Source organism: Mesorhizobium sanjuanii (assembly GCF_002529485.1).
Taxonomy (GTDB): Bacteria; Pseudomonadota; Alphaproteobacteria; order Rhizobiales; family Rhizobiaceae; genus Mesorhizobium; species Mesorhizobium sanjuanii.
The window spans coordinates 19809-46165 of sequence record NZ_NWQG01000025.1 but is presented as its reverse complement, the minus strand read 5'-3'; the positions used below and the strand labels follow the sequence as shown (position 1 = coordinate 46165).

The window sequence follows — 26357 nt, the reverse complement described above, 5'->3', positions numbered from 1 at the left end:
GCCGATGGACATCTCTTATCACAAGGGTTTTGCCCGCAACCTTGGCCGCGACATGGAATACAAGCGCTACGGCCATGCCGGGCGGCCGGTGGTGGTGTTCCCGACCTCGCAAGGACGGTTCTACCAGTTCGAGGATTCCGGCGGGGTCGCAGCGCTTTCGGAGTTCATCGACACCGGCCGCATCCAGCTGTTCACGCTCGATGGCATCGATTCGGAATCCTTCTTCGCCAAGCATGCCGACCCGGCCGATCGCATCGCCCGCCACGAGGCCTATTTCCGCTATGTGCGCGAGGAGGCGCTGCCCGAACTGTCGGCGGTCGCTGCCGGGGCCAATGGCGGACGCACCCTGAAGCCGCTGTTTTCAGGCTGTTCGATGGGCGGCTATCACGCATCGAACTTCGTCTTCCGCTTTCCGGAACTGAGCAGCGGCGTCATCGCGCTGTCCGGGGTCTATTCGACCCACGACTTCTTCGGAGAGGCGCTCGACGGCAACATCTTCTTCAACTCGCCGCTCGACTACCTGCCCGGCATCGTCGACCAGAAACTGCTCGGCCGGCTGAAGGCGCTGAGGCTGATCTTCTGCTGCGGGCAGGGGGCATGGGAAGAACGGATGCTGGCCGAGACGCGGGCGCTGGAACAGGTGCTGCGCGAAAAGTCCATTCCCGCCTGGGTCGATTATTGGGGCGGCGATGTCAGCCACGACTGGCCATGGTGGCACAAGCAGCTGGTCTATTTCTTCGCCCGCTGGCTGGATGACGATTTGATGCACAGGCTGGATTAAGGTGTGTCGATATTCAGGTGATGCCGGCCTGCAAACGAAAGTTTCCTGCGCTTCCGGTGCTCACGTACTTCAAGTACGCTCCGCTCCGGTTCTCGGAAAACTTTCGTTTTCGACTCGGCCTGACCTGAATCTCAACACACCTTAGCGCACAGACGAATGATCACGCCCAATCCCATCCGCCGCTTTGTCGAGGCCACCAATGCCGGCGACACCGAAGCCTTTCTGGATAATTTCACGGCCGACGCTTTTCTGAGCGACTGGGGCCGGTCGTTCAGGGGGCGCGATGAGATCGCGCGCTGGAACCAGTCGGACAATATCGGCGTGCAGTCTCATTTCAGCATCGTCCGCGTCGCAGCTGTGGACGGCACCTATCAGGTCCGCATTGCCGTGAAGGGCAACGGCTTCAACGGCGAGGGCGATATGACCTTCACGCTGGACGGCGATCGCATTTCGAGCTTGGTGATCGCCTGACGGTCCGCACCGTAACGGTGCGGTGGAACCTGTCGCGAGCAGGTCATTCTTTCAGGCTTCTCGCCACCAGCCGCGCCACGCTCGGCCCGACCAGCAGCACGACCAGGAAACGGGCCGATTGCAGCGCCATGACGAAGGAGATGTCGACGTTCTGCGCCGCGGCGGCGATGATGGCGACACTGTCCATGCCGCCGGGACTGGTCGCCAGATAGGCGGTCAGCGGATCGACCCCGAGCAGATGGCTGATCATGAAGCCGAGACCGCCGCAGAAGGCGATCAGCGCGATGATGGAGCCGACGATCTGCGGCAGCGCCCGCGCCGCGTGACGCAGGATCTGACGGGTGAAGTTCAGTCCGATCGACCATCCCACCATCGCGTAGCTGAGGGCCAGCAGCCAGTTCGGCAATTGCATCGGCACGCCAAGGCCGAGATGAATCACCGCGCCGAAGATGAAGGTGCCGAGAAAGAAGGGCGACGGCAGCCTGAACAGCTTTCCCATCAGGCCGCCGACGAGTGCGATGCCGATGGTGGCAGTGAAGGCTTGCGGATCGATCGGCGGAAACCAGACGATGGGCGGGATCTCGATACCCGATGTGTCGACCCACATGCGTGCGATCAGGGCAGCCGTCATCGAGACGAAGATGACGCGCAGATACTGCATGAAGGCGACGAGGCGCTGATCGGCGCCGAAGGCACCGGCCATCAGCACCATGGCGGTGGCCGCGCCCGGCGACGAACCCCAAACGGCGGTGGTGCCGGGCAGGATGCGCCAGCGGCTGATCAGCCAGCCGAGCAAGCTGGAGGCCGCGACGGTCGCCACCACGACGCCGAGGAAGAGCGGCCATTCCCTGTAGAAGACCGCGAAGATGTCGGTCGAGATCGAACTGGCGACAAGGCAACCGACGATCGCCTGCGCGGAGCCGAACAGGGGGCGCGGGACGCGTACCGTGGCGCCATTGGTGCCGGCCAGGATCGCCGCCAGCATGGGTCCGATCAGCAGCGCCGCCGGCAAGGCGGCGAGTTCCAGCGCGCCGGCGAACAGGATCGAGAGCACCAGGAGGACCAGCCACTGCCAGCCCTTGTGCATGCGCGCCATGCGTTCGACGGGCGGTTGGTCGGGCGAGAAATCCATATTCGCTCTTAGACCCATGCAGGAAGAATGCGAAGCCCGTTGCGGGAGAAATTCTAAGGCTCGCTCGTCGCTGGTTTTGGGATTCCGCGACGCGCAGCTACCGCGACAGGATTGCTTCAGAGCCACTGCAATTCACTACCTTGCATAAACAGGTAGCGTGCTATATACAGATCTCGAATTCGAGGTTTGCATGACCGACTCAATCCAGGTGCAGTTGCGAAAAGGCGCCCTCGATCTGTGCGTCCTGGCCGTGCTGTCGCGAGGTGAAAGCTACGGCTATGAAATCGCCAGCACGCTGGTTGCCGCGGTGAGCATGGGGGAGGGTACGATCTATCCGCTGATGCGCCGGATGCAGAATGACGGCCTGGTCGCCACCCGCATCGTCGAGTCCAGCAGCGGGCCGCCGCGCAAATATTACCGGCTCACGCCGCTCGGCCAGCAGGCTTTCGAAGCCCACCGCCGCGACTGGCGCTCCTTCGCGGGTGCAGTCGATAAACTTCTTGAGGATTTGCCATGACCAGGGATGCTTTCTTGCGCACGCTGAGACTGGGGCTTGCCGGTCTGCCGCCTCAAGAGATCGAGGACATCGTTGGCGACTATGCCGCCCATTTCGCCGAATCCGACGCGTCGGGTCGTGGCGAGGCCGAGGTCGCGGCTGCCTTGGGTGATCCGGCCAGGCTTGCCCGCGAGTTGCGGGCCGAGGCGGGCTTGCGTCGTTTTGAGGCCCATTGGAGCGTGTCGAACATGTTGGCGGCGATGCTGGCGCTTGCCGGGCTTGCTTTCGTCGACATCGTCTTCCTGCTGCCGCTGCTGATCACTGCGATCGTCCTCGCGCTCGGCCTCGGCATCGCGCTTGTCGCCATCGGCGCCCTCGGCATCAAGATCATTCTCACCACACTGCTGTTCGACATCGGTGGTGCCATCACGGTGACTTTAGGCCATCTGTTCATCGGCGCTGGATTGGTAAGCTTCTTCCTCGGCGGCGGAGCCTTGCTGCTGCTGGCGCTGAGCGCCGGGATACGCGTGCTCGGGCGCTATGCCCGGCTGCATTCCCGTCTGGCTCAACCGGACCATGACCGGGTTTGAGCGTTGCCAAGCTCGAGCAATTCGTCATCACGTTGAAGGAAACGGACAATGACTGGAAAACTGGCATTCATCGCAACGATGGGGTTGATCGGCGCGGTCGTCTTTCTGGCTCTGGGCATTGGACTTTCCGGGCCAGGTTGGGCCAATGCCGGAGGGTGGTGGATTGCCGGGCAGTCTACCTGCGGAGCGGCCACGTCCACCAGACGAGAGGTTACCTTGCCCTTCAGCGCCGGCGACAGTCTGACGATCGATCTGCCGGCTTCGGTCCACTACCAGCCGGGAGACAAGGCCGACGCTGTCGTTAGCGGTGATTCAGCCCTGCTTGACCATGTGCGGATGGAAGGCGGCAGGCTCAGTCTCGATTGCGAGCCAGGCTGGTTTGCGTCCCGGCTCGATGTCAGCCTGTCGGGACCGGCGATTTCAGAATGGAAAGTGCTCGGCAGCGGTGATCTTGCTCTGTCGCAGATCAATCAGCCTGAGCTGCGGCTGAGCATCCGGGGAAGCGGCAGCGTTACCGCCACCGGGACCACCCAGACGGTCGGCCTGGACATCTCCGGTTCGGGCTCGGGAAGGCTCAAGGACCTGATCGCTCAATCCGCACGGATCGAAATTCGCGGCAGTGGCGATGCGCAAGTTACCGCACAGGCGGATGCGGATGTTTCGATTTCCGGCAGTGGTGACATCGAGCTGTACGGGCACCCGACCATGCGACGTTCGCAGGTGAGGGGCAGCGGCAGTATAGTGCAAGTGCCGTAGCCCTGGCCGCCTGCGAGGACAGCGCCTGATCCCGCTTTTACCCGGGGATGTCCCGGTCAGAGTTTTCGGATGGGTCCAGGATAGCGGGCGACAAGATCGTCCATCGTCAGCAAGGTAATGCCCTCCACGAGCGCCTGAGCGACCAGCATTCGATCGAAGGGGTCCTTATGGATCGCTGGAAGTCCGTCGACGGTGACCGCGTGCTCGCTGGTGATCGGCAACTCGTGATAGCCGTTGTCGAGCAGGCCCCGCCGCAGCAAACGCGGGTCGACGGTGAAGTCGTCCCGCCCAAGTCCGCGTTTGATTGCGACCTCCCAAAGGCTCGCAGGACTGAACAGCAATTCGTTCAACGGGTTCTCGATCTCGGCGAGGGCGGCGAGCGGTAGCCGATCCGGTTCGCCGGCCGCCCATAGCAGCAGATGGGTGTCGAGCAACAGGTTCATGCGTTGGCGCCGAACAGTTGCTCGATCTCCTCTCTACCCATGTGGTCGAAATCATCGGGGACAGAAAACTGGCCGACCATAAAGCCGATCCGCCGCATCTGCGCCGAGGCCGGCTGATCGATGGGCACGACTTTAACCATGGGCTTGCCCGCCTTGGCTATGATGAATGGCTCACCTTTGGCGGCTTGGTCGACGAGACGCGAAAGATTGGTTTTCGCATTGTGAATGTTCACGGTTTGCATTGCAGGGTGCTCCAATCGGACTTAGTCCATCGAACTTAGTCCTTTCTCGCGGCTTTGCAAGTATGTGCAATTAGGAAGCGCGACGAGCCAGCCGCTGAGATCAGCCGGTTTTGCCGTCGGTCAGGCCGAAGCCGCCGACGGGGTGGGTTTCGACCTGGAATTCGAAGCCGGCGATGAAGGGGCGCGCCTTGGTAATCGCCGCCTGGACTTCCGGCAGTTGCAGGGATGCCTTGTGGCTTGCTTGATCGGTCCACACCTCGGTCACCCAGATCGCGTCGGCGTCGGCCGGGTCGGTGGCGATGATGTAGCTCAGACAGCCGGGCAGGGCGCCGGTGCTGGCGCGCAGAACGTCCATGACCGCGTCACGTTGACCGCGCGCCGCCCGCATCTTGCCGATCAGTCCATACATCGCCTTCGTCTCCATTTGGATTTCGCGACTGAAGTATGCAGATCGCGCATCAAGGCATCAACTGGCCGCCATTCACCTCGATCACCTGGCCGGTGATGTAGCCGCTCAGCAGATCGGAGGAGAGGAACAGATAGGCGCCGATGCAATCCTGCGGCGTGCCGGCGCGTCCCTGAGGGATGGTGGCCACCATGCCCTTCATCTGCTCGTCGGTCGAATAGCGCTCATGGAAGGCCGTCGCGATGGTGCCGGGCGCCACGGCGTTGACGCGGATGCCGAAGCCGATCAGTTCCTTGGCCATGCCGCGCGTCACATTGGAAACGAAGGCCTTGGACGAGCCGTAGAGCCCGGCGCCGCCGCCGGCGCCATTGCGCGCGGCGATCGACGAGGTGTTGATGATGAAGCCGCCCTGGCGCTTCAGCCACGGGATCGCCTTGCGCGAGGCGGTGAGCACGGAACGTGCGTTGAGGTCCATCACCGCGTCGTAATGCGCCTCGGTCAGCTCGGCGTAGGGCACGCGGCCGAGCATGCCACCGGCATTGTTGACCAGTCCGTCAAGCCGGCCGAAATGTTGTGCGCTGTCCTCAACCACGCGCTCGACATCGGCGGGGATCGAGAAATCGCCCTGGACGAGGAACATCTTCCCGCCGCCGTCCTTGATTGTCCGGCCAAGCTTTTCGGCCGCTTGCCTGCTCGAATTGTAATGGAGCGCCACAAGGCATTTCTGCGCGGCATAGGCCAGCGCGAGTGCTGCCCCGATGCCAGTCGACGCACCGGTGACCAGCACCGCCTTGCCGGCGATATCGGGGATGGCCAGGCCGGGAATGATTGGTGCGGTCACGGTGCCTGCCACGTCTATCCTCCGGATTTCTGCCCGTCCTTCGTAGGCCCTTGCCGCCTCTGTGTTCAAGCCCTTCAAGGCCTGAGATAGGCGTAGCCCTGGCGCTGCAGTTCCGCGAGCTTGACGACACCGCCGGTTTCGGCGGCGTGGAAGCCCTCGAGCAGGTCGGAGAGCGCAATATCCATGCCTTGCATGGTGTTGGCGCAGGCATGCGGGGAAAGCCCGTCGCGAACCAGACCCGAAAAACGGCTGGAAACCGCGGCGGATGCGCTCTTCGATTTGAAAGCGGCGAGTGCCGGTCCATGCACGACCAGCACGATATCGACTTTGCCACCGGTGCCGTCATAGTGGTTTTTGATGTTGCCGAGCACGAAGCCGACCTTGTCGAGATCGCTGAGGTGATACGCGACCTTTGGCCTTTCTTCTTCCACGGCCCCCGCCTTGACCTGGCGCAGCCCGAAAAGGCCAGCGGTTCCGGCCAGACCCACGCGGAACATGTCGCGGCGGCGCATGATTTCCTCCTGTTGCCGGCCTCGCAAATTGCGTGGCTTCGGCCTCGATCCTAGCATAAATTGAAGCCACGTCCTGTCGGGCAAGGAGGGGGTCACATGACGTCGAAGACACTGGCGCGCGCCGGCTTTGGTGCTGCCCTGATCGCGATATTGGCCGGTGCGGCCTTCGCCGAGGATGCACCCAAGCTCACCGATCTCACTCCGGACGGCAAGGATGCCTGTTTCGGGCGTATCTACGATGCCGCGCATCTCAAGGCGCATCCGAACCAGAAGGTGGAGCGGATCTTCTTCCACTATGGCCATGACCCGGTCAGCCATCCGAACGAAGAGCCGAGCAGCGGTCCGTCCGACTACACCGGCTTCATGGCGACGACGGTGCGCGACGCCAAGAAGCCCGAATGGGTCGGCGGCTGGTGCGGCAAGGACGATCCGCAATCGGGCGAAATTCACTGCGGCATGGAATGCGACCGCACCATGGCCACGCTCAAGGTCGATGAAAAAGGCCGGTTGACCATCTCCGACGTGGGCCGCGACCTCTATCTCGATGTCGGCGCCGAGGACGAACTGGGCGAAAAGGAATACGCCAGGCAGGCGCTCGGCACCGAGGACGACGGCTTCCGGCTCGACCGCATGCCGACAGAGACCTGCAAGGCCGAGTTCGCGCGCATCGATCCGGTCGATCCGGCACTCGGGCCGCCGCTGCGCGAGCGGCTGAAGCCGGACCAGCCCTTCTGCTACGGGCGCGACTACGATGCCGCGCATCTTGCCTCGCATCCCGATCAGTCCACCCGGACCATCCGGGTTTTCCGGGGGCCGGTGGAACTCGCCTCCTTCGCCAGGGATGGCGATCCGGCCAATTGGCCTAGCGGGGCCGACATTGCCGTGTCCGTCACCACGCGACAGAAATCGGCTGAGGTGACGCAGATCTATAGCTGCGAAGGCGAAGCGGACCAGTGGCGCTGCACCGCAAGCGCGAAGATGAGCGCCTTTTCCTGCGATATCGCTGCCAAGGAGATCTACCTGCGCCGCGGCGTCAACGGCACGATGATGTTGGCCAATCCCAACAACAGCCTGCCGATCGTCGATTTGTGCTCGAAGGTGGCCGACGGCAAGACCATGTCCGACGACAAGGTCTATCGCCTGGAGCCGATGCTGCAATCTGCTTGTACGCCTTGAGGGCCGTTAATGATTGATGAACCTCTTCCGCAGGATTGGGACTGGCTCGACCAGGTCGTCGGGATGGTTGATGACGATTTTGTCGAGGCGGTGCTGGAAAGGTCGGCGGAACAGGTGCGCCCCTCTCTCGACGACGCATTCAAGTGAGATCCTGGTAGGCAGCCGCCATCACTGCCTGGATTTGGTGAACCACCTCACGCGAAAGGCACGGCTGTCGTGCCCTTGGGCAGCTTTGCCTCGTCGTCCGGCTCGACATGGATGGTGACGCGCACTGAAGGGATTTCCGCCCTCAGAGCGTCCTCGATGCGGTCGCAGATGACATGGCTGTCGCCCACTGTCATGTCGGCATCGACGACCATGTGAAACTCGATGAAGGTGGCGCGGCCAGCAATACGGGTCTTCAGGTCATGGACCTCCAGCGCCCCCTTCGAGTTGGCCGAAATGACGTCACGGATGCGCATATGCTCCTGCGTATCCACCGCACGATCCATGAGGCCGCTCAGCGATTCTCCGGTAAGCTTCCAGCCCTGGTAGAGAATGTTCAACGCCACGAGCAGCGCTAGCAGCGGGTCGAGAATATGCCAGCCGGTCATGACTGCGCCGACAAGACCCACGATGACACCAGCGGAAGTCAACACGTCGGTCATGATGTGCTGGCCGTCGGCGACCAGCGCCGGCGATCGTTCGGCGCGGCCGCTACGGATCAGTATCAGGGCCCATATGGCGTTGACCCCAGCCGCGCCGGCGTTGATCGCCATGCCCTCCCAAGGCTGTTCGAGCGATGCGGGATTCTGCAGCGACTGCCACACCTTGGCGATGATCAGAAGCGCAGCCACAACGATCAGCACGCCCTCCAGAACGGCGGAAAAATACTCAGCCTTGTGATGACCGAACGGGTGGTCGCTGTCGGCTGGTTTATGGCTGATACGGATCGCCCAGAGAGCGGCGGTCGCGGTGATGACGTTGACGACGGATTCCAGTGCGTCGGAATAGAGCGCGACAGAGCCGGTGATCCGCCAAGCGACAAACTTCAGCCCCATCACCAGGAAAGCGATGACGATCGACCAGAAGGCGAGGGCGGCAACCTTGCGCTTGGCGGCGGCTTTTGCCGCGATTGCCGTCATGGTCTCCGTCTTGGCCATCGTCCCTAGGCGGCCTTTTCCCGGGCCTTGCGCGGCAGATGCGCAACGATGTTCTCGATGATGCGCATGCCGGCATTGTGGCCGAGCGTCATGATCGATTCGGGGTGGAATTGGACCGCGGCGATCGGTTCCTTGCGATGTTCGAACGCCATGATGACGCCGTCCTCCGTCTCGGCCGTGACGATGAAGCCGTCGGGCAGGCGCACTGGGTCGGCGAAGATCGAGTGATAACGGCCGACCGTCACCTCCTTGGGCAGTCCGGAGAAGATGATGCCCGGCTTCGACACGCGGATGCGCGACGGCTTGCCGTGCATCGGCACATGCAGTTGCCGCAACTCGCCGCCATAGGCTTCGGCCAGCGCCTGCAGGCCGAGACAGACGCCGAAGATCGGCAACTCGCGCGCGCGCGCCCGTTTGATGGTGGCGGCGCAGTCGAAGTCCTTGGGCGTGCCTGGGCCGGGCGACAGCACGACCAGGTTGGGCTTCAGCCGGTCGAAGACCTCGTCCGGCACCGGCGTGCGCACGGTCGAGACGTTGGCGCCGGTCTGGCGGAAATAATTGGCCAGCGTGTGGACAAACGAGTCCTCGTGGTCGACGAGCAGGATGTTGACCCCGTCGCCGACGCGCGCGGTGCTGCGCTCGGTGCTGGCGGCATTGCCTGATTTGGCGTCGCGGATGGCGGAGAGCATGGCGGATGCCTTCAGTTCGGTTTCGGCTTCTTCTTCCTCGGGGATGCTGTCGAAGAGCAGCGTGGCGCCGGCGCGCACCTCGGCGATGCCGTCCTTGATGCGGATGGTGCGCAGCGTCAGCCCGGTGTTCATGTCACCGTTGAAATTGACCATGCCGATCGCCCCGCCATACCAGGCGCGCGGGCTCTTCTCGTTCTGCTCGATGAAGCGCATGGCCCATAATTTCGGCGCGCCGGTGACGGTGACCGCCCAGGCATGCGACAGGAAGGCGTCAAAGGCGTCCATGCCTTCGCGCAGCCGCCCCTCGATGTGGTCGACGGTGTGAATCAGGCGCGAATACATCTCGATCTGGCGGCGGCCGATGACGCGCACCGAGCCGGGTTCACAGACCCTGGACTTGTCGTTGCGGTCGACGTCCGAGCACATGGTCAGCTCGGATTCGTCCTTCTTCGAATTGAGCAATTTCAGGATCTGCTCGCTATCGGAAATGGCGTCGTCGCCGCGCTTGATCGTACCTGAGATCGGGCAGGTCTCGACGCGGCGGCCATTGACGCGCACGAACATTTCGGGCGAGGCGCCGATCAAATATTCGCCTTCACCGAGATTGATGAAGAAGGAATAGGGCGAAGGGTTGATCGACTTCAGCTTGCGCGAAATGTCGGAGGGCGGCGTTTCGCAGCGTTCGTAGAACATCTGGCCGGGCACCACTTCGAACAGGTCGCCGCGCTTGAAGCTCTCCATCGCCTTGCGCACCAGATCGGCATATTCGCCGGGCTCGTGGTCGCCGCGCGGCGGGATGCGGTCGGCGGTCTGGAACGGCTCGACGACGGCCTCGCGCGGCAGGCCCTCCGTCGAAAATCCCTCGCCGGAATAGTCGTAGCGGTCGGTCCAGGCCTTGGTCGAGTAGTGGTCGACGACGAGGATCTCGTCGGGCAGGAACAACACCAGGTCGCGCTGGCTCGGCTTGCGCTCGAGCTTGTAATCCACCGGATCGAACTGGAAGGCGAGATCGTAGCCGAAGGCGCCGTAAAGGCCGAGATTGGCGTCTTCCTCCGTCTTGAACAGAGCGGTGATGGCGCGCAGGACCGTAAACACCGAGGGTACGCGGCTGCGTTCTTCTTCGGTGAAGACGCGGCCGGGCTTGGCCACGTCAAGGCGGATCAGCTTCTTCGAAGTCTCGGCGATGGTCACCTCGGCAAGGCCGGCAAGCGCCTTGCCGATGACAGGCAAAAGCACCTCGCCACGGCTGTTCAGCGCCTCGATGCGGATAGCGCGGCCGCGCGCCGAAATCACCAGCGGCGGATCGATGATGGCGGTATCCCAGCGCGTGTAGCGGCCGGGATATTCGTAGTTCGAGGAAAACACCGCGCCGCGGCGCGCATTCAGCCCGTCGACATAGGCGTCGATCGCGCCTTCATAGGGCCGGTCGTGGCGCTCGCGGGTGATGGTCACGCCACCCGCGGTGACGAAGCGCTCGGCCCCGTTTTCCAGAATTTTCGTCGTCATTGCCGTCTCCATCAGCGTATTGGGGCAACGGACCCGGGAATGCCTGGAAAAACAAATGGCCGCCCGGACATTCCGTTGCGGCCACCCTCTATTTTCACGCGAACGCGTTCGAACAGGCCGCTGTCAGCGAGCCCACCACCAAACGGTCTTGATCGAACGCATGTCCATGAGAGTCCCATAGCGGCGAATGAACGGCCGTGCAACTGGATTCAGTGGAGAGCGTCAGCCCTCAATCCTCCAGCGTTCCCGACCTGGCGTCGGCGCTCTTGTTGTCGCCGACCAGCTTCAGCAGGTCTTCGCCGGCGCGGATGATGCGGCGCGAGCGGCGGGTCAGTATGAGACCAGCTTGCGGCGCGAACACCTCGGTGCGGCCGTCGGCTTCGCCCGGGGCATGGACGATGGTGGCGAGCCGTGCGCCCTTGGCGACGCGGTCGCCGGGCTTCACGTCATAGAGCACCGCGCCGGCCCGGGGTGCCGGCATCATGTCGATGTTTTCGAGCGGCACGACAGTACCGGTGAAAGGACCGGGCGCGGGCAGGGCCGGATCGGCGATCACACCGCGCGCCACCAGCAGCCGATAGAGCCCTTCGGCATCGGAGGCGGCGAGAGCGCCATCGACATCGAGTATGCCGCGATATTCGACCGTGGTGGCGACGCGCCGGTCGAAGCGCGCCACATCGGCGGGAACGTTCTGATAGGGCATGATCGAGGCGCCTTCGAAAGTGCCGTCAGTGTCCTCGTCCCACAACACTACCGCATCGACGCCCATGGCGGCCGCGCAATCGGCCATGTCAGGCCACAGGCAGGTGTGGACATAGAGATAGGCGAGGCCCTCGTCGTCGCAGTGCAGGTCGAGCACGATGTCGTGGCCGATGGAAAGCTTGAGCAGACACGTCTTCAGCCGCTGATCGGCGGTGCCGGGCGCTGTGTCCGGCAGCAATTTGGTGTCGGGCGCCGCCAGTAGCGGAAAGCCGCGGTTGAAGTTGTTGCGGGTGCCCAGATGGAAGCGGCCCTGGTGCTCGCCGAAATGATACTGGGCGCGACCGATCGGATTGGCTTGCGGCACGATGGTGATGTCGCCGTTGACGCGCCCTTCAGCCTCGGCCTTGGCCAGCATCGGCATCAGTGCATCGACGGCAACCACGCCCGGCAGCTCGCCGGCATGGAGTGCCGCCTGCAGATAGGCCGAAGGTGCAGACTTGTCGCTGCCTTCGAAGCGGAAGACCGGGAATTCGTAGGAAACCCCCTCGCTGTCGCCTGCGATGCGCTCGATCGATTTCCGCATGACTTCCTCCATCAAGAACGAGAAGACATGCCCATGGGAGGTGTCGATGTCGATTGGTCCAGCCTGCCGCGCTATGGGCGCAAGGGCTATTCCGCAGGCGCCCCGAGAGAGACGACAGGTGCAGGCCGATCCATCGTCTGCGACATCACCGCGACGGCGACGGCCAGCAGCGCGAGTGCCGCGCCGACCAGCGGAAGATTAGCATAGGATACGCCGAAGGAGAGCGCCAGCCCGCCAATCCAGGCACCGCCCGCATTGCCGACATTGAAGGCGCCCTGGTTCAGCGTGGCGGCAAGGTTGGGCGCCTCGGACGCCGCCTCGACAACGCGGATCTGCAATGGCGGCACGACGACGAAGACGAGCAGGCCCCACAGGAAAACCATGGAGATGGCTACTACTGCGACGGCGCCGAATTGGGCGAAGCCAAGCAATAGCAACGCCAGCATCAACAGCGTGCCGATCACCGTCGGCATCAGTTTCCAGTCGGCCAGCCTGCCGCCGACGATGTTGCCGATGGTCATGCCGCCGCCGAACAAGAGCAGCACCCAGGTGACCGCCCCCGTTGAAAGGCCGGATACGTCGGTGAGATAGGGCTTGATGTAGGTGAAGACGGCAAACAGGCTGGCGGAAGCCAGCGCCGAGATCAGCATGGAGAGCCACACCTGCAGCTTGCCGAGCACGCGCACTTCGCCAAGCAGGCCGCCGCCGCTCGATTCGGCGACATTTGATGGCACCAGCCAGGCGATGGCCGCAACCGAGATGGGGCCGATACCGACGACGGCCACGAAAGTGGCGCGCCAACCGAAGGCCTCGCCAAGCGCGGTGCCGCCGGGAACGCCGAGGATGTTGGAGAGCGTCAGCCCGGCAAACATCAGCGCGATGGCGCTCGCCCGCTTGTTGCGCGGCACAAGGCTCGCGGCAACAACCGAACCGATGCCGAAGAAAGCACCGTGACCGAAAGCGGTGAAGACGCGCGCGGCCATCAGCGTCCAGTAGTTGGGGGCGATGGCGCAGAAGAAATTGCCGATCACGAACAGCGTCGCCAGTCCGACCAGCACCGGCTTGCGCGGCAGATGGGCGGTGGCCAATGCGATCACCGGCGCGCCGAAGACGACGCCCAGCGCATAGCCGGTGACCAGAAGGCCGGCCGAGGGGATTGAAACGCCGAGGTCGGCGGCGACCTCGGGCAACAGGCCCATGATGACGAATTCGGTGGTGCCGATGCAGAAGGACGCAATGGCAAGCGCTAGGATGGGCAAGGGCATGGGGCGTCCGGAATGAATCGGTTCAAATTGAGATTGTCCGGAGAGACACGCAACGCACAAGCGTCATTGCTGCAATGCAGCAATGCAGAAAGCGGAGAGCCGGACGAAGAACGGGCGTGGAGGCAGGGTTCGCCGGTCTCGACACTGTCCCAAACCCCAGCCGCCGACCATGACGAGATCGCGCATGATGGTTGGGGGCCGAGGTCTGGAAATAGAAGCCAGCCTTGACCTCGCCCATGCCCTGCTTGAGGTCGAACGTGCCGCCATTGCCGAAATCCGCGCAAGGCTGGCCGATCTTGGTATCTCGATCAGCCGCGCGTCGATCGTGGTCACGACGATGCGGCCGGCACATGCGGCCTGCCAGTGCGAAGGGAGAATAGACCTCACACCAGCGACTTCGACCTCGACTGCCCGATCCAGGCACCGGGCAGCCGGGAATCTCCGCCGCGCGGCTGAGGAATACTCTACGCCCTTATCTCCTGCCTCTGGAACGAGACATAGGCGATCGTGAACAGCACCAGAAGAGCCGCGATCATGCCGGCAAGCTGCGGCCAGATCAGGGCCACGCTCAACGAGAATGGCAAGGGCGCTCCCATCAGGGCGCCACTCATCTGGTCGGCGAAGAGAAGGCCGAGCGAGCGCGTTGCCGGATTGAGCAGGGCAAGCGTTGCTTCGCCGTAGAGCGTGTTGGGCGAGATGCGGGCAATGGCCTGCTGGATGTCGATCTGATGAATCGCGGTCATCGGATCGAGCGGGTCGATCGGCGCGACGGCGCCGGCAATTAGCGGCGCCAGCATCGGCCAGAACACCGTGAACAGCAGCCATGCGGTGAGCGCGCACAGCGCCGCCGTCGCCGGCGATTTGACGATTGTGGAGAAGGCCATGGCCACCGCCAGCCAGACTCCGGCATAGACGAAGGAAGCAAACAGGAAGGCAAGACCGCGCGCGATCTCCTCGCCGCTGGGCGGCAGTCCGAGCAGGAGCATGCCAAGGCCGGTCACCAGCAGCCACAGAGCCAGCAGGCAGATGGCGATGACCAGCAGCCCGCCCAGGAATTTGCCGGTAAGCAGCGCATCGCGGTAGATCGGCTGCGACAGGATGCGCGACAGCGTGCGGCGGCTGTATTCGCCGTTGATGGCGTCGAAGCCCAGCGCGATCGCCACCAGGGGCACGAGGAAGCCAAGGAAGGAGACGAAGGACGGCAACGGCTGCTGCGCGGTGGTGAACAGGCGCAGGAACAGGAACTGGTCCTCGCCGATGGTGGCCTTGATCTGGCCGATGGCGGCATAGACAGAACCGATCGCCGTAAGCAGCACCAGCAGCATCACCAGGTGGATGCGGATGCTGTTCATGTGATCGGCGGCTTCCTTGAGCGCGATTGTCGACAAGCCGGCAAACGGCGACCCTTCACGCCGCGACATCATGGCTTTCTCCCTCGAAAAAGCGGACATAGACCTCGTCGAGAGTGGACTGACGGATGGTCATGGAGTGGAGCGCGCCACCTGCACCGACGATGCGCCGGGCGATGTCCGCCCTGACATCGGCGTCGGCATCGACGCGCCAGCGCCCCGTCTTCAATGGCGTTACGCCGGAAACATGCGGCGCGCCGGCAAGCACTTTCACCAGATCGGTGTTTTGAGCCTCGACCTCCACCATATGCGTGCCGCCGAGGATGTCCGAGGTAATGTCCTCGACCTTGCCAATGAGGCCGATACGGCCCTTTCGGAAAAGTGCTACCCGGCTGCAGATCGTTTGCATCATCGCAAGCAGATGCGAGGATAGCACGAACGTCACGCCCTCTGCGGCAAGCTCACGGATCAGTTCCAGCAGTTCCTGCGTCGATTGAGGGTCGAGGCCTGATGTCGGTTCGTCGAGAATGGCGATCTCGGCCTGCTTGACCAGCACCTCGGCAAGTCCCAGCCGCTGGCGCATGCCGCGCGAGAAGGTGGCGACGCGGCGATGGGTAACATCGGCCAGCCGCACCCGCTCCAATGCCCCGGCGATGCGCTTGCCGGCCTCTTCGGATACGAGGCCCGTGAGCCTCGCCGAATAGACGAGATTTTCCTGCGCCGTCAGATGATCGTAGAAGCCGATCTGGTCCGGCAGGTAGCCAACTCGCCGTTTGACCGTCAGCGGCTGGCGCAGCGGGTCGAGCCCGAGAACGCGGATCGAACCGGCAGTCGGCTCGGTGAGGCCGAGAAGCAACAGGATCGTGGTGGTCTTTCCCGAGCCGTTCGGGCCGAGCAGGCCGAAGACCTCGCCCTTTTCGACGGCGAGATCGACGCCATCCACCGCCGGAAACCGACCGTAGCGCTTGATGAGACCGCGCGCTTCCAGAACCGGGCTCATCGCCGTCCATACCGCGTGACGGCGAAGGCAAGCATCAAGGCGGAAGCGCCGATAACGCCGAGACCGGTAACTCCCCATAGCGTGGATGTCCGCACCGTGACCCGGAAATTGGCGCTGTCGGACGCGCCATCGCCATTGGCACGGACGGAGACCATATAGTCGCCGGCGATCGCCTGCGTCGCAGGCGTCATCGAAACGCCGACATCGGATGTTCCGCCGGGCGCGATCTCATCCACCTTTTCGGGATTGAAGGTGACCTTCCAGCCGGAAGGAGGGCTCGCCGACAGCTTCAGGTCGCGAGCCGGCGCCGATCCGTTGTTTGACAGCGAGAAGTTGAACGTGCGTTCCTGACCCGCCGTGGCGTCGCCGGAAAGCCGGCCCTCCGGACCGGAAAGCGAGATCGACGGCCTGCCGGTGATGTCGAGCAGCAGTTTGGTGTCGGCGCTGACATTGTCGCCGCTGGCGGCGACGGCCACCGGATACTGGCCGGCCTGGGCGTTCTCTGGCGGCTGGACGCTGACGGAGAGTGTTTTGGATTCCCCGGCTTTCAATGGCAGGCTGGTCAGCTCCTGCGATCCATAGCCTTGCTTGAAGGTCACCTGGAAGCCGGACGGCGCCTTCGAGAGAAGGTTGACGGTCGAATCCTCCTGGCCCTCGTTCTTGATGTCGACCTGGAAATCGAAGGCCGATTTGGCGGTGCCGCGCAGCGCCGGAAGTTTTGGTTCCAGCGTCAGTTTCGCCGGTTCGGTCTTGGCCAGCGTCATCTCCATCGGCAGTTTCAACGCCTCGGTGGCGGCCTTGCCGGTCACGGTAAAGTTCAGTGCCTTGCCGACGTCGCCTGCCGGCGGCGTCAATCTCAGCGTCAGGTCGACCGCGCCGTCCGATCCGGCTATTGCGGCGCTGACGGGTTTGCCGCCGCCGTCGATCTCCCACTTCCATCCGTCAGGCAAGCCGTCGACAGCGAGTTCGACGCGCTGCGGCGGCAGTCCACGATTGGCCAGGCGCAAAGGCACGCTCACATCCTTGCCGGCCTGGGCGGAAAATTCCGGATAGGGTGTGGTCAACCACAAGCCGGTGGGCGCCTGGCTCGCGGCGTCCGCGGCCGCCGTTTGCGCATGCGCCTGCGGTGCGACGGCGAAGAGACCGACCACAACCAGGGCTGTGGCGAGGCTCGCCGTCGGGTTGAAAAAGGGCGCGCGAATGCCCACAGGACTCATGGATGCCTCCCGCTCGAAGTTGGAATTAATCGTTGCCTTGCAAAGCCTTGGCGACTTTATGCAAGGGGAAGGATCGCCCGGTTTGTGGCGTGAGTTGGGCAATTCCGGACTTGTGCGCCCGATCACAAAATTGTTCCCGCACCGTGTGCGGGTAGCGTCCACTACACCAGCGGCTTCAGCTCCTGGGCAATGGTGGGCAGCAACTCCGAGACGTTGGGATGGATATGGGTTGCCCGCGCGAGCGTGTCGACCGGCGCCTTGGCGTACATCAGGTCGAGTACGCAGTGCACGGCCTCGTCGCCGCCCGGGCCGAGCACCGAGCAGCCGAGGATCTCCCTGCTGTCGGCATCGACGAGGATCTTCATGAAGCCTTGCGTCTCGCCCTTTTCGACGGCGCGGCCGACGCGGGTCATCGGCCGCTGGCCGACCAGCGCGCGCCGGCCGGACTTTTTCACCGCCGTCTCGGTCATGCCGCAGCGGCCGAGCGGCGGGTCGATGTAGAGCGCATAGGCCTCGATGCGATCGCTGACCTTACGCGGGTCGTTGTCCAGGAGATTGGCGGCGACGATTTCATAATCGTTGTAGGAGGTGTGGGTGAAGGCGCCCTTGCCGTTGCAATCGCCCATCGCCCAGATGCCGGGCACGCTGGTGCGGAGCTGGTCATCGACGACGACGAAGCCGCGTTTGTCGACCTCGACGCCGGCCTTGTCGAGGCCGAGATCGTCGGTGTTGGGCGTCCGGCCCAGCGCCAAGAGGACATGCGAACCGACCGCCGGCGCCTTGCCGGCCGAAAAAGTCACGGCAATGTCGCTGCCCTTCCTTGCAAAGCCGATGTCGTCGGCGCCGACGTGAACGGTGATGCCTTCGTTTTCGAGGATGGACAGAATGGCGGCCGAGACATCCTCATCCTCGCGGCCGATCAGCCGCGGGCCCTTTTCGATGACGGTGACATCGGAGCCGAAACGGCGGAACATCTGCGCGAATTCGAGCGAGATATAGCTGCCGCCGACCACCACCAGATGGCGCGGCAGCACATCGAGATCCATCATCGACGAATTGGTCAGGTAGTCGATGTCATGGATGCCGGGCAGGTCCGGCACCGAGGCGCGGCCGCCGGTGTTGAGGAAGATTTTTTCGGCGCTCAGCAGGTCGTCGCCTATGCGTACCGTGTTGGCGGTTACGAAGCGCGCATGGCCGCGATAGAGCGTGCATTTGTCCATGCCGGCGATCCAGTCTTCCAGCCCGGTGCGGGAGGCGCCCGACACCTTGTCCTTGCGCGCCTTGATCGCTTTATAGTCGACGCCGACGGGACCGCCGAGCGTCACGCCATAGTCGGCGGCGCGGCGGGCGAGATGCGCGGCATAGGCGCTCGCCACCATGGTCTTGGTCGGGATGCAGCCGGTGTTGACGCAGGTGCCGCCGACCAGCTTGCGCTCGATCAGCGCCACGCTCATGCCGGCTGCGTTCAGCCGGCCGGCGAGCGGAGTGCCGGCCTGTCCGGCGCCGATGATGATGGCGTCGAAGCTTTTTGCCGTCATGCCACGGCCGCCACGATCAGCAGGCCGCCGATGATCGCCACGGCGTCCTCGATGAAGGCGGCGGGCGGGTCCTTGCCGAAAGCGGCTGCAAGCCGGCCACGCATTTCGGCGCCGCCATAAGTGCCGATGACCGCGCCGATGGCGCCGGCGATGAGCCCACCGATGGTGGCGCCGCCGGTCGCGCCGATGACCGCGCCAGTGAAGGCGCCCAGGATGATGCGCGCGCCGAACTGCTGCGGCACTTTCCGGCTCGGCGTCGACGGCAACTGGTCGGTGACCAGCTCGACGATAGCCAGGATGGTGAAGATGCCGACGGCGGCCCAATGGCTCATGAAGCTGGCCCAGGTGCCGGCAACCGGCAGCCAGCCGAGATAGGCGCCCCAGGCGACCGCTGCAGGTGCGGTCATGGCGCGCAGGCCGGCGATGACACCGATCAGCAGTGCGAGAATGTACAGCATGATTGATCCCCTCGATCACCGGGCCAGGACCAGTCCGGCAAGCGCAGGCTAGCATAGGCTTGGCATTTGACCAGTGGCGACGCTGGTGCTTTCCAGTTTGGATCGACTGTGTTTTGGAACGATCTCGAGACAGGAGGCACTGCCATGGCTGGAAGCGAACGTACAAGAATGGCGGCCGGCGAGTGGTACACATGCCTCGATGACGAACTGGAGGCGTTGCGTGTCATCGCGCGCGATGCGGTTTTCGAACATAACAGCCTGCCGCCTGGCCGCCGCGGCAACATCGGACCCGCCCTGAAATCACTGCTCGGCGCGACGGGCGAGGGCGCCCGTATCGAGGCGCCTTTCCACTGCGCCTATGGCTTTAACGTCTTCCTCGGCGACAGCGTCTTTCTCAACGCCGGCTGCACCATCCTCGATACGGCAACGGTCCGCATCGGCAAGCGGACGTTGCTCGGCCCCAACGTGCAGATCTATTGCGCCGAGCATCACAAGGAGGTCGCGGGTCGGCAGGCAGGTCTGGAAATCGCCAGGCCGGTCGAGATCGGCGCCAATGTCTGGATCGGCGGCAGCGCCATCATCCTCGGCGGCGTCAGCATCGGCGAGGGGGCAATCGTCGGCGCCGGTAGCGTGGTGACGCGCGACGTGGCCGCGAACACGACCGTGATGGGCAACCCGGCCCGGCCGGCCGCGCGCGGTTGACGTTCATGCGGCGGGAAACTGGATCGTCGCCTCGAAACCGTCCGGCCGGTTGGTCGCCGGTGAATTCAGAACAAGCGTTGCTCCCGTTTGTTGCAGGATCCGGGCGACAATCGCCAACCCGAGACCCGAGCCTTCGGCGCGCGTTGCGCCGCGCTCGAACCGCTTGACCAGGCCGCCCGGGGCTGGGACGACCGGACCCGTGTTGATCACGCTCAGTCTGGCATCATCGCCGACGCGTACGAGCACCGGGCCGCTCTTTGCACCATGCCGCAAGGCATTCTCGACAAGATTGCGCAGGACGATGGCCAGTGCATCGGTGTCTATCGTGGCGAACGCCGTGCCTTTTGCCGGCGCTTCGAGGCGGATGCGGCCTTTGCTCTCGCCGTGCTGTTCGAAGTCCGCGACCACCAAAGCCGCGACCGTGGCGAGATCGAGAGGCTTGGCGGCAACCGCGATGCCGGCGTCGGCGCGGGCCAGCTGCATCAGCTTCTCGGACACGTTGGCGAGGCCGGACAGGGCTGCCTTGATCTGGAGTGGCCGCTTCCTTGCCGCCTCATTCGCCGCTTCGGCTATCATGCGCTCGGTCTGTGCCAGCGCGCCGGCAATTGGCGTGCGCAACTCGTGAGCCGCATTCGCAGTGAATTCCTTTTCGGCATCAAGCGCCATGTGCAGGCGCTGCATCAGACTGTTGACCGACTTGGCGATGGCGGCAAGCTCGGCAGGGAATTCCTCGGTTCGAATGGAAGCGAGGTTGTCGCCGTGCCGGGCGCTGATCTGCCTGCGCAGGGAAGCAATCGGCTTGAGCGAGCGTGCCATGGTCAGCCAGGCGACGATGGCACTCAACGGGATAAGGATGATCATCGGCACCAGGAAACCGATAGCGGCCTCGATTGTTTCCTCATTGCGCCGTGCATCGAGTTCGGCAACCTGGATGAAAACCGAGCCGCTGACTGCCGGTTCGGTGTAGATGCGCCAACCGGCCTCTTCCGTGAATCCCTGTGCCAGCCTGGCTGTCAGCGGTTCGACCGGGGCGTTGTGGGAGCCCATGAGGATGCGCCCGTGGCCATCACGCACCTGGAAGACCAGCCGGCCGCCATCGTCTTCGGAAACGGCTTCCGCCAGCCTTCTCGGCGACTGCAATGTGTCGCGCGCGAAGAGGTCGTCGATGACAAGCGGCAGCAGCCTGCGCGCGGCCTCTCGCATCGAGCTGTCCATGGCTTCGTTGATTTCGCGATGCAGAGTGTAGCTGCCGGTAGCCGCGGCAACCAATCCGAATGCGACCGTAAGCGCAACCAGCGACAGGACGACCCGGCCGACAAGGCTGTCGAGCGCCCTCATTGGGATGCCAGCCGGTAGCCCAGCCCTCTCACGGTCGAGATCACCTCGCGTCCGATCTTCCTGCGCAAGCGGCTCACATAGACCTCGACTGTGTTGCTTTCGATCTCGGAACCGAAGGCATAAAGCGCGTCCTCGATCTGGCCTTTGCCAACTGTTACGCCGGGCCGGCGCAGGAACTGCTCCAGCACCGCCCATTCGCGTGCCGTCAGCATGGTTTCCATGCCGTCCACGACAACACGGCGAGCGGCCTGGTCGATTTCGACCGGTCCGATACGGATCAGGGGATTGGGACTTCCAGCGTAGCGGCGCGCGACCGCAGCGAGGCGCGCGGACAATTCGCCGAGATCAAATGGCTTGACCAGATAGTCGTCGGCTCCGGAATTCAGTCCTTCTATCCGATCGGAGAGCTGGTCGCGCGCGGTCAGGATAATGACCGGCGTATCGCTGCCTTCACGGCGAAGCGTCTTCAAGAACTCGAGGCCCTTGCCGTCAGGCAGATGCAGGTCGAGCAGCAACAGTTCATAGGATGCAACATCAAGGTGATCGCGAGCCTCAGCGAAGGTGCTGCTCCAGTCCACGGCATGGCCGTCGGCGGCGACATGATCGCGCACCGCCTCGCCCAGCACCTGATCGTCTTCGATCAACAGAACCCGCATTTTGTCTCCGCCAACTGGTGACCACGCCATACGGCACGAGGCTGACAGTAGCCTGAATGCAAGCCAACTGCGGCATTTGGGCGGCGTGAGCTGCGTTCAGGCTGCTGTCAGGTTTCACGGTCAGGGTCGGCGGCATCGGAATTGGCCGATGGAGAAACGACATGAAGACTTTGATCCTGACCGCATTGGTCCTGGCCGTAGCCGGCCCGGCCTTCGCCGACGACACATGCAATGTGCCAACCGACCAGTGGCAGCCGCGCGAAGCGCTGCAAAAGAAGCTTGAAAGCCAGGGCTGGAAGGTTCGCAGCATCAAGACGGAAAACGGCTGCTACGAAGCCAAGGCGCTCGACGCCAACGGCAAGAGGCTGGAGGCCGTGTTCAATCCCAAGACGCTCGAATCGGTCGGCGCCGATTCCGACGACGGCTGAACATCATGAACGCCACCGTTTCGACACGAGAAACCTCGGTCAAGGTCTGGAGCCCGTACATCCGCCTCTTTCACTGGTCGTTGGCCCTGTGCGTAGCGGTGGCATGGCTGTCCTCCGGGGAAATCATGAAAGTGCATGAGCTGGCCGGCTACTGTGCGGGAGGCCTGATCGCCTCGCGGCTGATCGCCGGATTGGCCGGATCGAAATACGCGCGCTTCCGGCAGTTCGTGCGCAGCCCTGGCGCCGTCACCAAGTATCTTGCCGACGTGATGCGCAATCGCGAGAGACGCTATCTCGGCCACAACCCCGCTGGGGGCGCCATGGTGCTGGCGTTGCTGTTTTGTGTGGCGGCAATTGCGCTTACCGGTTGGATGCAGACCACTGACGCCTGGTGGGGCGTGGAGTGGCTGGAGGATGTACACGAGATACTGGGCAACAGCCTATTGTTGCTCATCGGACTCCACGTTGGGGGCGTAATGCTGGCGGGTCTGCGCCATCATGAGAACCTTGTCCGCGCGATGGTCAATGGTCGCAAGCGCGCGCCATCGGCGGACGATGTGACCTGATTACCTCAAACATCAGGGGCGTCGCATCGCTGCGGCGCCCTTGCCATCTGATCTCATTTGGACCGACAGGCTCATGCCGACGGGGCGTGGGGCTGCCGAAACCCGCCTCGAAGGCAACCGCATCCATCGGCTGCGCCGTCGATTCGTAGGAAGATCCTGAAACAGAAAGGGCGCCGCATGATACGGCGCCCTTAGTAGTCTGTGGTTTGGATGCTTTAGAACAAGCCCTCGATCTGGCCCGCTTCATTGAGGAAGATCTTTTCCGAGGACGGCGCCTTGGGCAGGCCGGGCATGGTCATGACCTCGCCGCAGATGATGACGACGAAGCCCGCACCTGCCGAAAGCCTGACCTCGCGCACCGGCACGGTGTGGCCGGTCGGCGCGCCGCGCAGGTTCGGGTCGGTGGAGAAGGAGTATTGGGTCTTGGCCATGCAGACCGGCAGATTGCCGTAGCCGGCCTTCTCCCAGGCGTGGAGCTGGTCGCGCACCGACTTGTCGGCGATCGCTTCGGAGCCGCGATAGATGCGCTGGACGATGGTGTTGATCTTCTCGAACAGCGGCATGGCGTCGGGATAGAGCGGCGCGAACTGCGACGCGCCGGATTCGGCCAGCGCCACCACCTTGTTGGCGAGGTCCTCGATGCCGGCCGAACCGTGAGCCCAGTGCTTGCAGAGAATCGCTTCCTCGCCCATCGAGGCGACATAGTCCTTCATCGCCTGGATCTCGGCGTCGGTGTCGGAATAGAAATGGTTGATGGCGACCACCGCCGGCACGCCGAACTGGCGGATATTCTCGATATGGCGGCCGAGATTGGCGCAGCCCTTCCTGACGGCTTCGACATTCTCCTTGCCAAGGTCTTCCTTCTTGACGCCGCCATTCATCTTCATGGCGCGCACCGTGGCGACGATGACAGCCGCCGCCGGCTTGAGGCCGGCCTTGCGGCACTTGATGTCGAAGAACTTTTCCGCGCCGAGATCGGCGCCGAAACCGGCTTCGGTGACGACGTAGTCGGCAAGTTTCAGCGCCGTCGTGGTGGCGACGACCGAGTTGCAGCCATGGGCGATGTTGGCGAACGGGCCGCCATGGACGAAGGCCGGGTTGTTCTCCAGCGTCTGCACGAGGTTGGGCTGCATGGCATCCTTCAAGAGCACGGCCATGGCGCCGTCAGCCTTGAGGTCGCGGGCATAGACCGGCGACTTGTCGCGGCGATAGGCGACGATGATGTCGCCGAGGCGCTTCTCCAGGTCCTTCAGGTCGGTGGCGAGGCACAGGATGGCCATGACTTCGGAAGCCACCGTGATGTCAAAGCCGCCCTCGCGCGGAAAACCGTTGGCGACGCCGCCGAGCGAACAGATGATTTCGCGCAGCGCCCGGTCGTTCATGTCCATGACACGGCGCCAGACGACGCGGCGGGTGTCGATGCCGAGTTCGTTGCCCCAGTAGATGTGGTTGTCGATCAGCGCCGAAAGCAGGTTGTGCGCCGTGGTGATGGCATGGAAATCGCCGGTGAAGTGGAGGTTCATGTCCTCCATCGGCACGACCTGGGCATAGCCGCCGCCGGCGGCACCGCCCTTGACGCCGAAATTCGGTCCGAGCGAGGCCTCGCGGATGCAGACGATGGCCTTCTTGCCGATGCGGTTCAAACCGTCGCCAAGGCCGACCGTGGTCGTCGTCTTGCCTTCGCCGGCCGGGGTCGGGTTGATGGCGGTGACGAGGATCAGCTTGCCGTCCTTGTTGCCCTTCACCGATTTGATGAAATCGGCCGAAATCTTCGCCTTGTCGTGGCCGTAGGGCAAAAGATGCTCGCTCGGGATGCCGATCTTCTGGCCGATCTCCTGGATCTGCTTCTTCTTGGCGGCGCGCGCGATCTCGATGTCGGACTTCACTTCGGCCATGACGGCTTTCCTCTGGATTGGACGGTGGAGGGAACGGGTTCGATCATTGTTGCATGTTCGAAACGGCCCGCAGGCGCGTGGGGGCTTGTTCTAACCCTGTCGCTGCCGCGGCGTCAACTTTCATGCAACTATATTTCCTATGAAGAAAGTGCTTCCACTTCCGGGTCGACCTTATGTCAGGCCTTTGCGCCCCGGTTGTCGCGCCGTATAGAAGCCAGAGGACGCGCCGTTCTGCCGTCTCAAAACAGCCGCGCAATGCACGGAATGCGACAGAGGCGACGGCGCAAATTCGCCATCGCCATCGCCGGGGACAAACCTGCTACTGCGTCAGGACGTTGCTGATCTCGACCATGTTCGAACGTACCCGCAGGATGTAAAACCCCATCGTCGTCAGATGCGTCGGCAACAGCCAGCCGTCCTCACGGCCATTGGCGATGATGAAGGGCTGGATGCGCAGCGCCGAGACGAATTGCGCATCCATCGTGTCCCACAGGTTCTGCAGGTGCTTTTCCTTGATCACGTCCTCGAAGTCGGCCTCGGCGCCTTTCATCAGGCCGTAGTAGGCATAAAGCTGGCCATAGGCGAACCAGTAGCGATCGTCGGCACGGAAGTCGAACCAGCCATTGTTGTGGTTTTCGGAACGCTCCTTGAGGATGGCCGAGGTCGAGCCGATGTCGCTGGCAATGCGGTCGATATACTGCTTCAGATTGTCGGCGCGGGCGTCAAAGGTCGCCTGGCAGGTGGCCAGCCGGGCGTTAAAAGCGCGCAGCTTGCGCACCGCATCGCGATAATAGCTCGGCGTCGGTGTCTTGGGGCCGAACGGACTGATGCCGAAATACCAGGTCTCTTCATCGAACTGCAGATTGCCGCGCGCGTCCTGCAGGTCGGCGTCGATCTGCGATGTGGTGCGGACGCGGCCGAGATTGTCGGCAAGCTCGGTCGCCGTGCGGCGCACGGCCTGGTTGATGCCACGCTGGAACGAGGCCTTGTTGTCCATCCACGGCGTGTGGTCCCAGTCGATGCCGAACAGGCCGAGCTTGTAGAGGATCATCGACGAGATCCAGGCATTCTGGTTGACGTTGAAATCGGTGAGGTCGGCCGCCACCTGGGCTATGCCCGAGTTTCCGCAGGTTCTGGCGGTGTCGGTGCCGGCGCCCGCCGTCGTCTGCTCGCCGGCCGAGATGTTGCGCTTCTCGAACGTATAGGTGTCGGGATAGTTCGGGTTGAAGTTGTTCCACCACTGGGTAGCGTAGAAGAAATTGGCATAGAGGCCGATCAGCACCAGCAGAGCGAGGCCGAGCACCGCCTTCAGGATCCAGCCGCGCTGCGTGTACCAGCGTCCGGCCCACAGGAACGGCCACAGGATCACGCCGATGACGACGCCGATGCCACGGCCGATCCACTGGAAAATCCAGGTGAAGAAGTTCACGATCGGATCAAGCATGGCGATGTCACCCCTCAGTCTGTCAAACGTTCA

29 protein-coding genes and 1 pseudogene are annotated in these 26357 nt (G+C 63.4%); 10 read left to right on the top strand and 20 right to left on the bottom strand.

Features of this window, described 5'->3' with window-relative positions; all coding sequences use genetic code 11:
* The first annotated feature begins 4 nt into the window (after positions 1 to 4).
* Together CN311_RS05650 and CN311_RS05645 are read left to right on the top strand one after the other, a co-directional pair.
* Positions 5 to 781, top strand: coding sequence for an esterase family protein (locus tag CN311_RS05650; protein WP_097572419.1), 777 nt, complete (start codon positions 5 to 7; stop codon positions 779 to 781).
* Between the two features lie 156 nt (positions 782 to 937).
* Positions 938 to 1252: a nuclear transport factor 2 family protein gene (locus CN311_RS05645; protein ID WP_097572393.1), complete on the top strand. Its 315-nt coding sequence runs from the start codon at positions 938 to 940 to the stop codon at positions 1250 to 1252.
* Between the two features lie 43 nt (positions 1253 to 1295).
* Here the strand turns inward: CN311_RS05645 and CN311_RS05640 are convergent, their stop codons facing one another.
* Positions 1296 to 2384 (bottom strand): AbrB family transcriptional regulator, encoded by a 1089-nt coding sequence (locus tag CN311_RS05640; protein ID WP_097572392.1) that lies wholly within the window; start codon positions 2382 to 2384, stop codon positions 1296 to 1298.
* Positions 2385 to 2574: 190 nt separating this feature from the next.
* On the opposite strand from CN311_RS05640, the gene CN311_RS05635 reads away from it, so the two are divergent.
* Genes CN311_RS05635 through CN311_RS05625 form a run of 3 tightly spaced genes read left to right on the top strand, consistent with a single transcriptional unit; the run spans position 2575 to position 4226 of the window.
* Entirely contained in the window at positions 2575 to 2901 is a 327-nt protein-coding gene (locus CN311_RS05635; protein ID WP_097572391.1) for a PadR family transcriptional regulator, read from the top strand.
* Positions 2898 to 3470 (top strand): DUF1700 domain-containing protein, encoded by a 573-nt coding sequence (locus tag CN311_RS05630; RefSeq protein ID WP_097572390.1) that lies wholly within the window; start codon positions 2898 to 2900, stop codon positions 3468 to 3470. The genes CN311_RS05635 and CN311_RS05630 overlap by 4 nt, the downstream gene beginning before the upstream one ends.
* 48 nt (positions 3471 to 3518) lie before the next feature.
* Positions 3519 to 4226 (top strand): GIN domain-containing protein, encoded by a 708-nt coding sequence (locus CN311_RS05625; RefSeq protein ID WP_097572389.1) that lies wholly within the window; start codon positions 3519 to 3521, stop codon positions 4224 to 4226.
* A gap of 56 nt (positions 4227 to 4282) precedes the next feature.
* Here CN311_RS05625 and CN311_RS05620 read toward each other — a convergent pair whose 3' ends face one another.
* The 5 genes from CN311_RS05620 to CN311_RS05600 form a co-directional block, all read right to left on the bottom strand.
* Positions 4283 to 4669 (bottom strand): type II toxin-antitoxin system VapC family toxin, encoded by a 387-nt coding sequence (locus CN311_RS05620; RefSeq protein WP_097572388.1) that lies wholly within the window; start codon positions 4667 to 4669, stop codon positions 4283 to 4285.
* Entirely contained in the window at positions 4666 to 4911 is a 246-nt protein-coding gene (locus tag CN311_RS05615; protein WP_097572387.1) for a type II toxin-antitoxin system Phd/YefM family antitoxin, read from the bottom strand. The genes CN311_RS05620 and CN311_RS05615 overlap by 4 nt, the downstream gene beginning before the upstream one ends.
* A 100-nt stretch (positions 4912 to 5011) precedes the next feature.
* Positions 5012 to 5320: a putative quinol monooxygenase gene (locus CN311_RS05610; RefSeq protein ID WP_097572418.1), complete on the bottom strand. Its 309-nt coding sequence runs from the start codon at positions 5318 to 5320 to the stop codon at positions 5012 to 5014.
* Between the two features lie 49 nt (positions 5321 to 5369).
* Positions 5370 to 6170 carry an SDR family NAD(P)-dependent oxidoreductase gene (locus CN311_RS05605; protein WP_097572386.1) on the bottom strand — a complete coding sequence of 267 codons (801 nt, stop codon included), beginning with the start codon at positions 6168 to 6170 and terminating at the stop codon, positions 5370 to 5372.
* Between the two features lie 62 nt (positions 6171 to 6232).
* A complete protein-coding gene (locus tag CN311_RS05600) occupies positions 6233 to 6670 on the bottom strand; it encodes a DsrE family protein (protein ID WP_097572385.1) in 438 nt (145 codons plus the stop codon).
* A 96-nt stretch (positions 6671 to 6766) separates the two neighbouring features.
* Here CN311_RS05600 and CN311_RS05595 point away from each other — a divergent pair, with 96 nt between their 5' ends.
* Both CN311_RS05595 and CN311_RS32465 read left to right on the top strand, forming a co-directional pair.
* Entirely contained in the window at positions 6767 to 7846 is a 1080-nt protein-coding gene (locus CN311_RS05595) for a hypothetical protein (protein WP_097572384.1), read from the top strand.
* A gap of 9 nt (positions 7847 to 7855) precedes the next feature.
* Positions 7856 to 7993, top strand: a complete 138-nt coding sequence (locus tag CN311_RS32465) for a hypothetical protein (RefSeq protein WP_165779600.1) — start codon at positions 7856 to 7858, stop codon at positions 7991 to 7993.
* 47 nt (positions 7994 to 8040) lie between these two features.
* Here the strand turns inward: CN311_RS32465 and CN311_RS05590 are convergent, their stop codons facing one another.
* The 10 genes and pseudogenes from CN311_RS05590 to CN311_RS05545 form a co-directional block, all read right to left on the bottom strand.
* Positions 8041 to 8970: a cation diffusion facilitator family transporter gene (locus tag CN311_RS05590; protein ID WP_208866435.1), complete on the bottom strand. Its 930-nt coding sequence runs from the start codon at positions 8968 to 8970 to the stop codon at positions 8041 to 8043.
* A gap of 23 nt (positions 8971 to 8993) precedes the next feature.
* Entirely contained in the window at positions 8994 to 11183 is a 2190-nt protein-coding gene (locus tag CN311_RS05585; RefSeq protein ID WP_097572417.1) for an anthranilate synthase, read from the bottom strand.
* Between the two features lie 229 nt (positions 11184 to 11412).
* The gene (locus CN311_RS05580; RefSeq protein WP_097572416.1) at positions 11413 to 12468 is read right to left on the bottom strand and encodes a M14 family metallopeptidase; all 1056 of its coding nucleotides are present in this window, start codon (positions 12466 to 12468) and stop codon (positions 11413 to 11415) included.
* A gap of 86 nt (positions 12469 to 12554) precedes the next feature.
* Entirely contained in the window at positions 12555 to 13733 is a 1179-nt protein-coding gene (locus CN311_RS05575) for an MFS transporter (protein ID WP_097572382.1), read from the bottom strand.
* Positions 13734 to 13858: 125 nt separating this feature from the next.
* A pseudogene (locus CN311_RS33300) lies at positions 13859 to 14078 on the bottom strand (hypothetical protein); the annotation flags it as partial.
* Between the two features lie 119 nt (positions 14079 to 14197).
* On the bottom strand, positions 14198 to 15157 hold the full coding sequence (locus CN311_RS05565; protein ID WP_097572381.1) for an ABC transporter permease: 960 nt from the start codon (positions 15155 to 15157) through the stop codon (positions 14198 to 14200).
* Positions 15141 to 16082, bottom strand: coding sequence for an ABC transporter ATP-binding protein (locus CN311_RS05560; protein ID WP_097572380.1), 942 nt, complete (start codon positions 16080 to 16082; stop codon positions 15141 to 15143). The genes CN311_RS05565 and CN311_RS05560 overlap by 17 nt, the downstream gene beginning before the upstream one ends.
* Positions 16079 to 17299 (bottom strand): COG1470 family protein, encoded by a 1221-nt coding sequence (locus tag CN311_RS05555; protein ID WP_097572379.1) that lies wholly within the window; start codon positions 17297 to 17299, stop codon positions 16079 to 16081. The genes CN311_RS05560 and CN311_RS05555 overlap by 4 nt, the downstream gene beginning before the upstream one ends.
* Before the next feature lie 161 nt (positions 17300 to 17460).
* Complete coding sequence (locus CN311_RS05550) at positions 17461 to 18837, bottom strand: FAD-containing oxidoreductase (protein WP_097572378.1); 1377 nt, start codon at positions 18835 to 18837, stop codon at positions 17461 to 17463.
* Positions 18834 to 19295 carry a DUF4126 domain-containing protein gene (locus tag CN311_RS05545; protein WP_097572377.1) on the bottom strand — a complete coding sequence of 154 codons (462 nt, stop codon included), beginning with the start codon at positions 19293 to 19295 and terminating at the stop codon, positions 18834 to 18836. The genes CN311_RS05550 and CN311_RS05545 overlap by 4 nt, the downstream gene beginning before the upstream one ends.
* Before the next feature lie 144 nt (positions 19296 to 19439).
* On the opposite strand from CN311_RS05545, the gene CN311_RS05540 reads away from it, so the two are divergent.
* Positions 19440 to 19997 carry a sugar O-acetyltransferase gene (locus CN311_RS05540; protein ID WP_097572415.1) on the top strand — a complete coding sequence of 186 codons (558 nt, stop codon included), beginning with the start codon at positions 19440 to 19442 and terminating at the stop codon, positions 19995 to 19997.
* Positions 19998 to 20000: 3 nt separating this feature from the next.
* Here CN311_RS05540 and CN311_RS05535 read toward each other — a convergent pair whose 3' ends face one another.
* Together CN311_RS05535 and CN311_RS05530 are read right to left on the bottom strand one after the other, a co-directional pair.
* Positions 20001 to 21335, bottom strand: a complete 1335-nt coding sequence (locus tag CN311_RS05535) for a sensor histidine kinase (protein WP_097572376.1) — start codon at positions 21333 to 21335, stop codon at positions 20001 to 20003.
* Positions 21332 to 21991 (bottom strand): response regulator, encoded by a 660-nt coding sequence (locus CN311_RS05530; RefSeq protein WP_097572375.1) that lies wholly within the window; start codon positions 21989 to 21991, stop codon positions 21332 to 21334. Before CN311_RS05530 ends, CN311_RS05535 begins: the two co-directional genes overlap by 4 nt.
* Before the next feature lie 161 nt (positions 21992 to 22152).
* Here CN311_RS05530 and CN311_RS05525 point away from each other — a divergent pair, with 161 nt between their 5' ends.
* Complete coding sequence (locus CN311_RS05525) at positions 22153 to 22419, top strand: PepSY domain-containing protein (protein ID WP_097572374.1); 267 nt, start codon at positions 22153 to 22155, stop codon at positions 22417 to 22419.
* Between the two features lie 5 nt (positions 22420 to 22424).
* The gene (locus CN311_RS05520) at positions 22425 to 22985 is read left to right on the top strand and encodes a cytochrome b/b6 domain-containing protein (protein ID WP_097572373.1); all 561 of its coding nucleotides are present in this window, start codon (positions 22425 to 22427) and stop codon (positions 22983 to 22985) included.
* 215 nt (positions 22986 to 23200) lie between these two features.
* Here the strand turns inward: CN311_RS05520 and CN311_RS05515 are convergent, their stop codons facing one another.
* Positions 23201 to 24880, bottom strand: coding sequence for a formate--tetrahydrofolate ligase (locus tag CN311_RS05515; protein ID WP_097572372.1), 1680 nt, complete (start codon positions 24878 to 24880; stop codon positions 23201 to 23203).
* Between the two features lie 319 nt (positions 24881 to 25199).
* Positions 25200 to 26324 (bottom strand): DUF2333 family protein, encoded by a 1125-nt coding sequence (locus CN311_RS05510; RefSeq protein WP_097572371.1) that lies wholly within the window; start codon positions 26322 to 26324, stop codon positions 25200 to 25202.
* Positions 26325 to 26357: the final 33 nt, after the last annotated feature.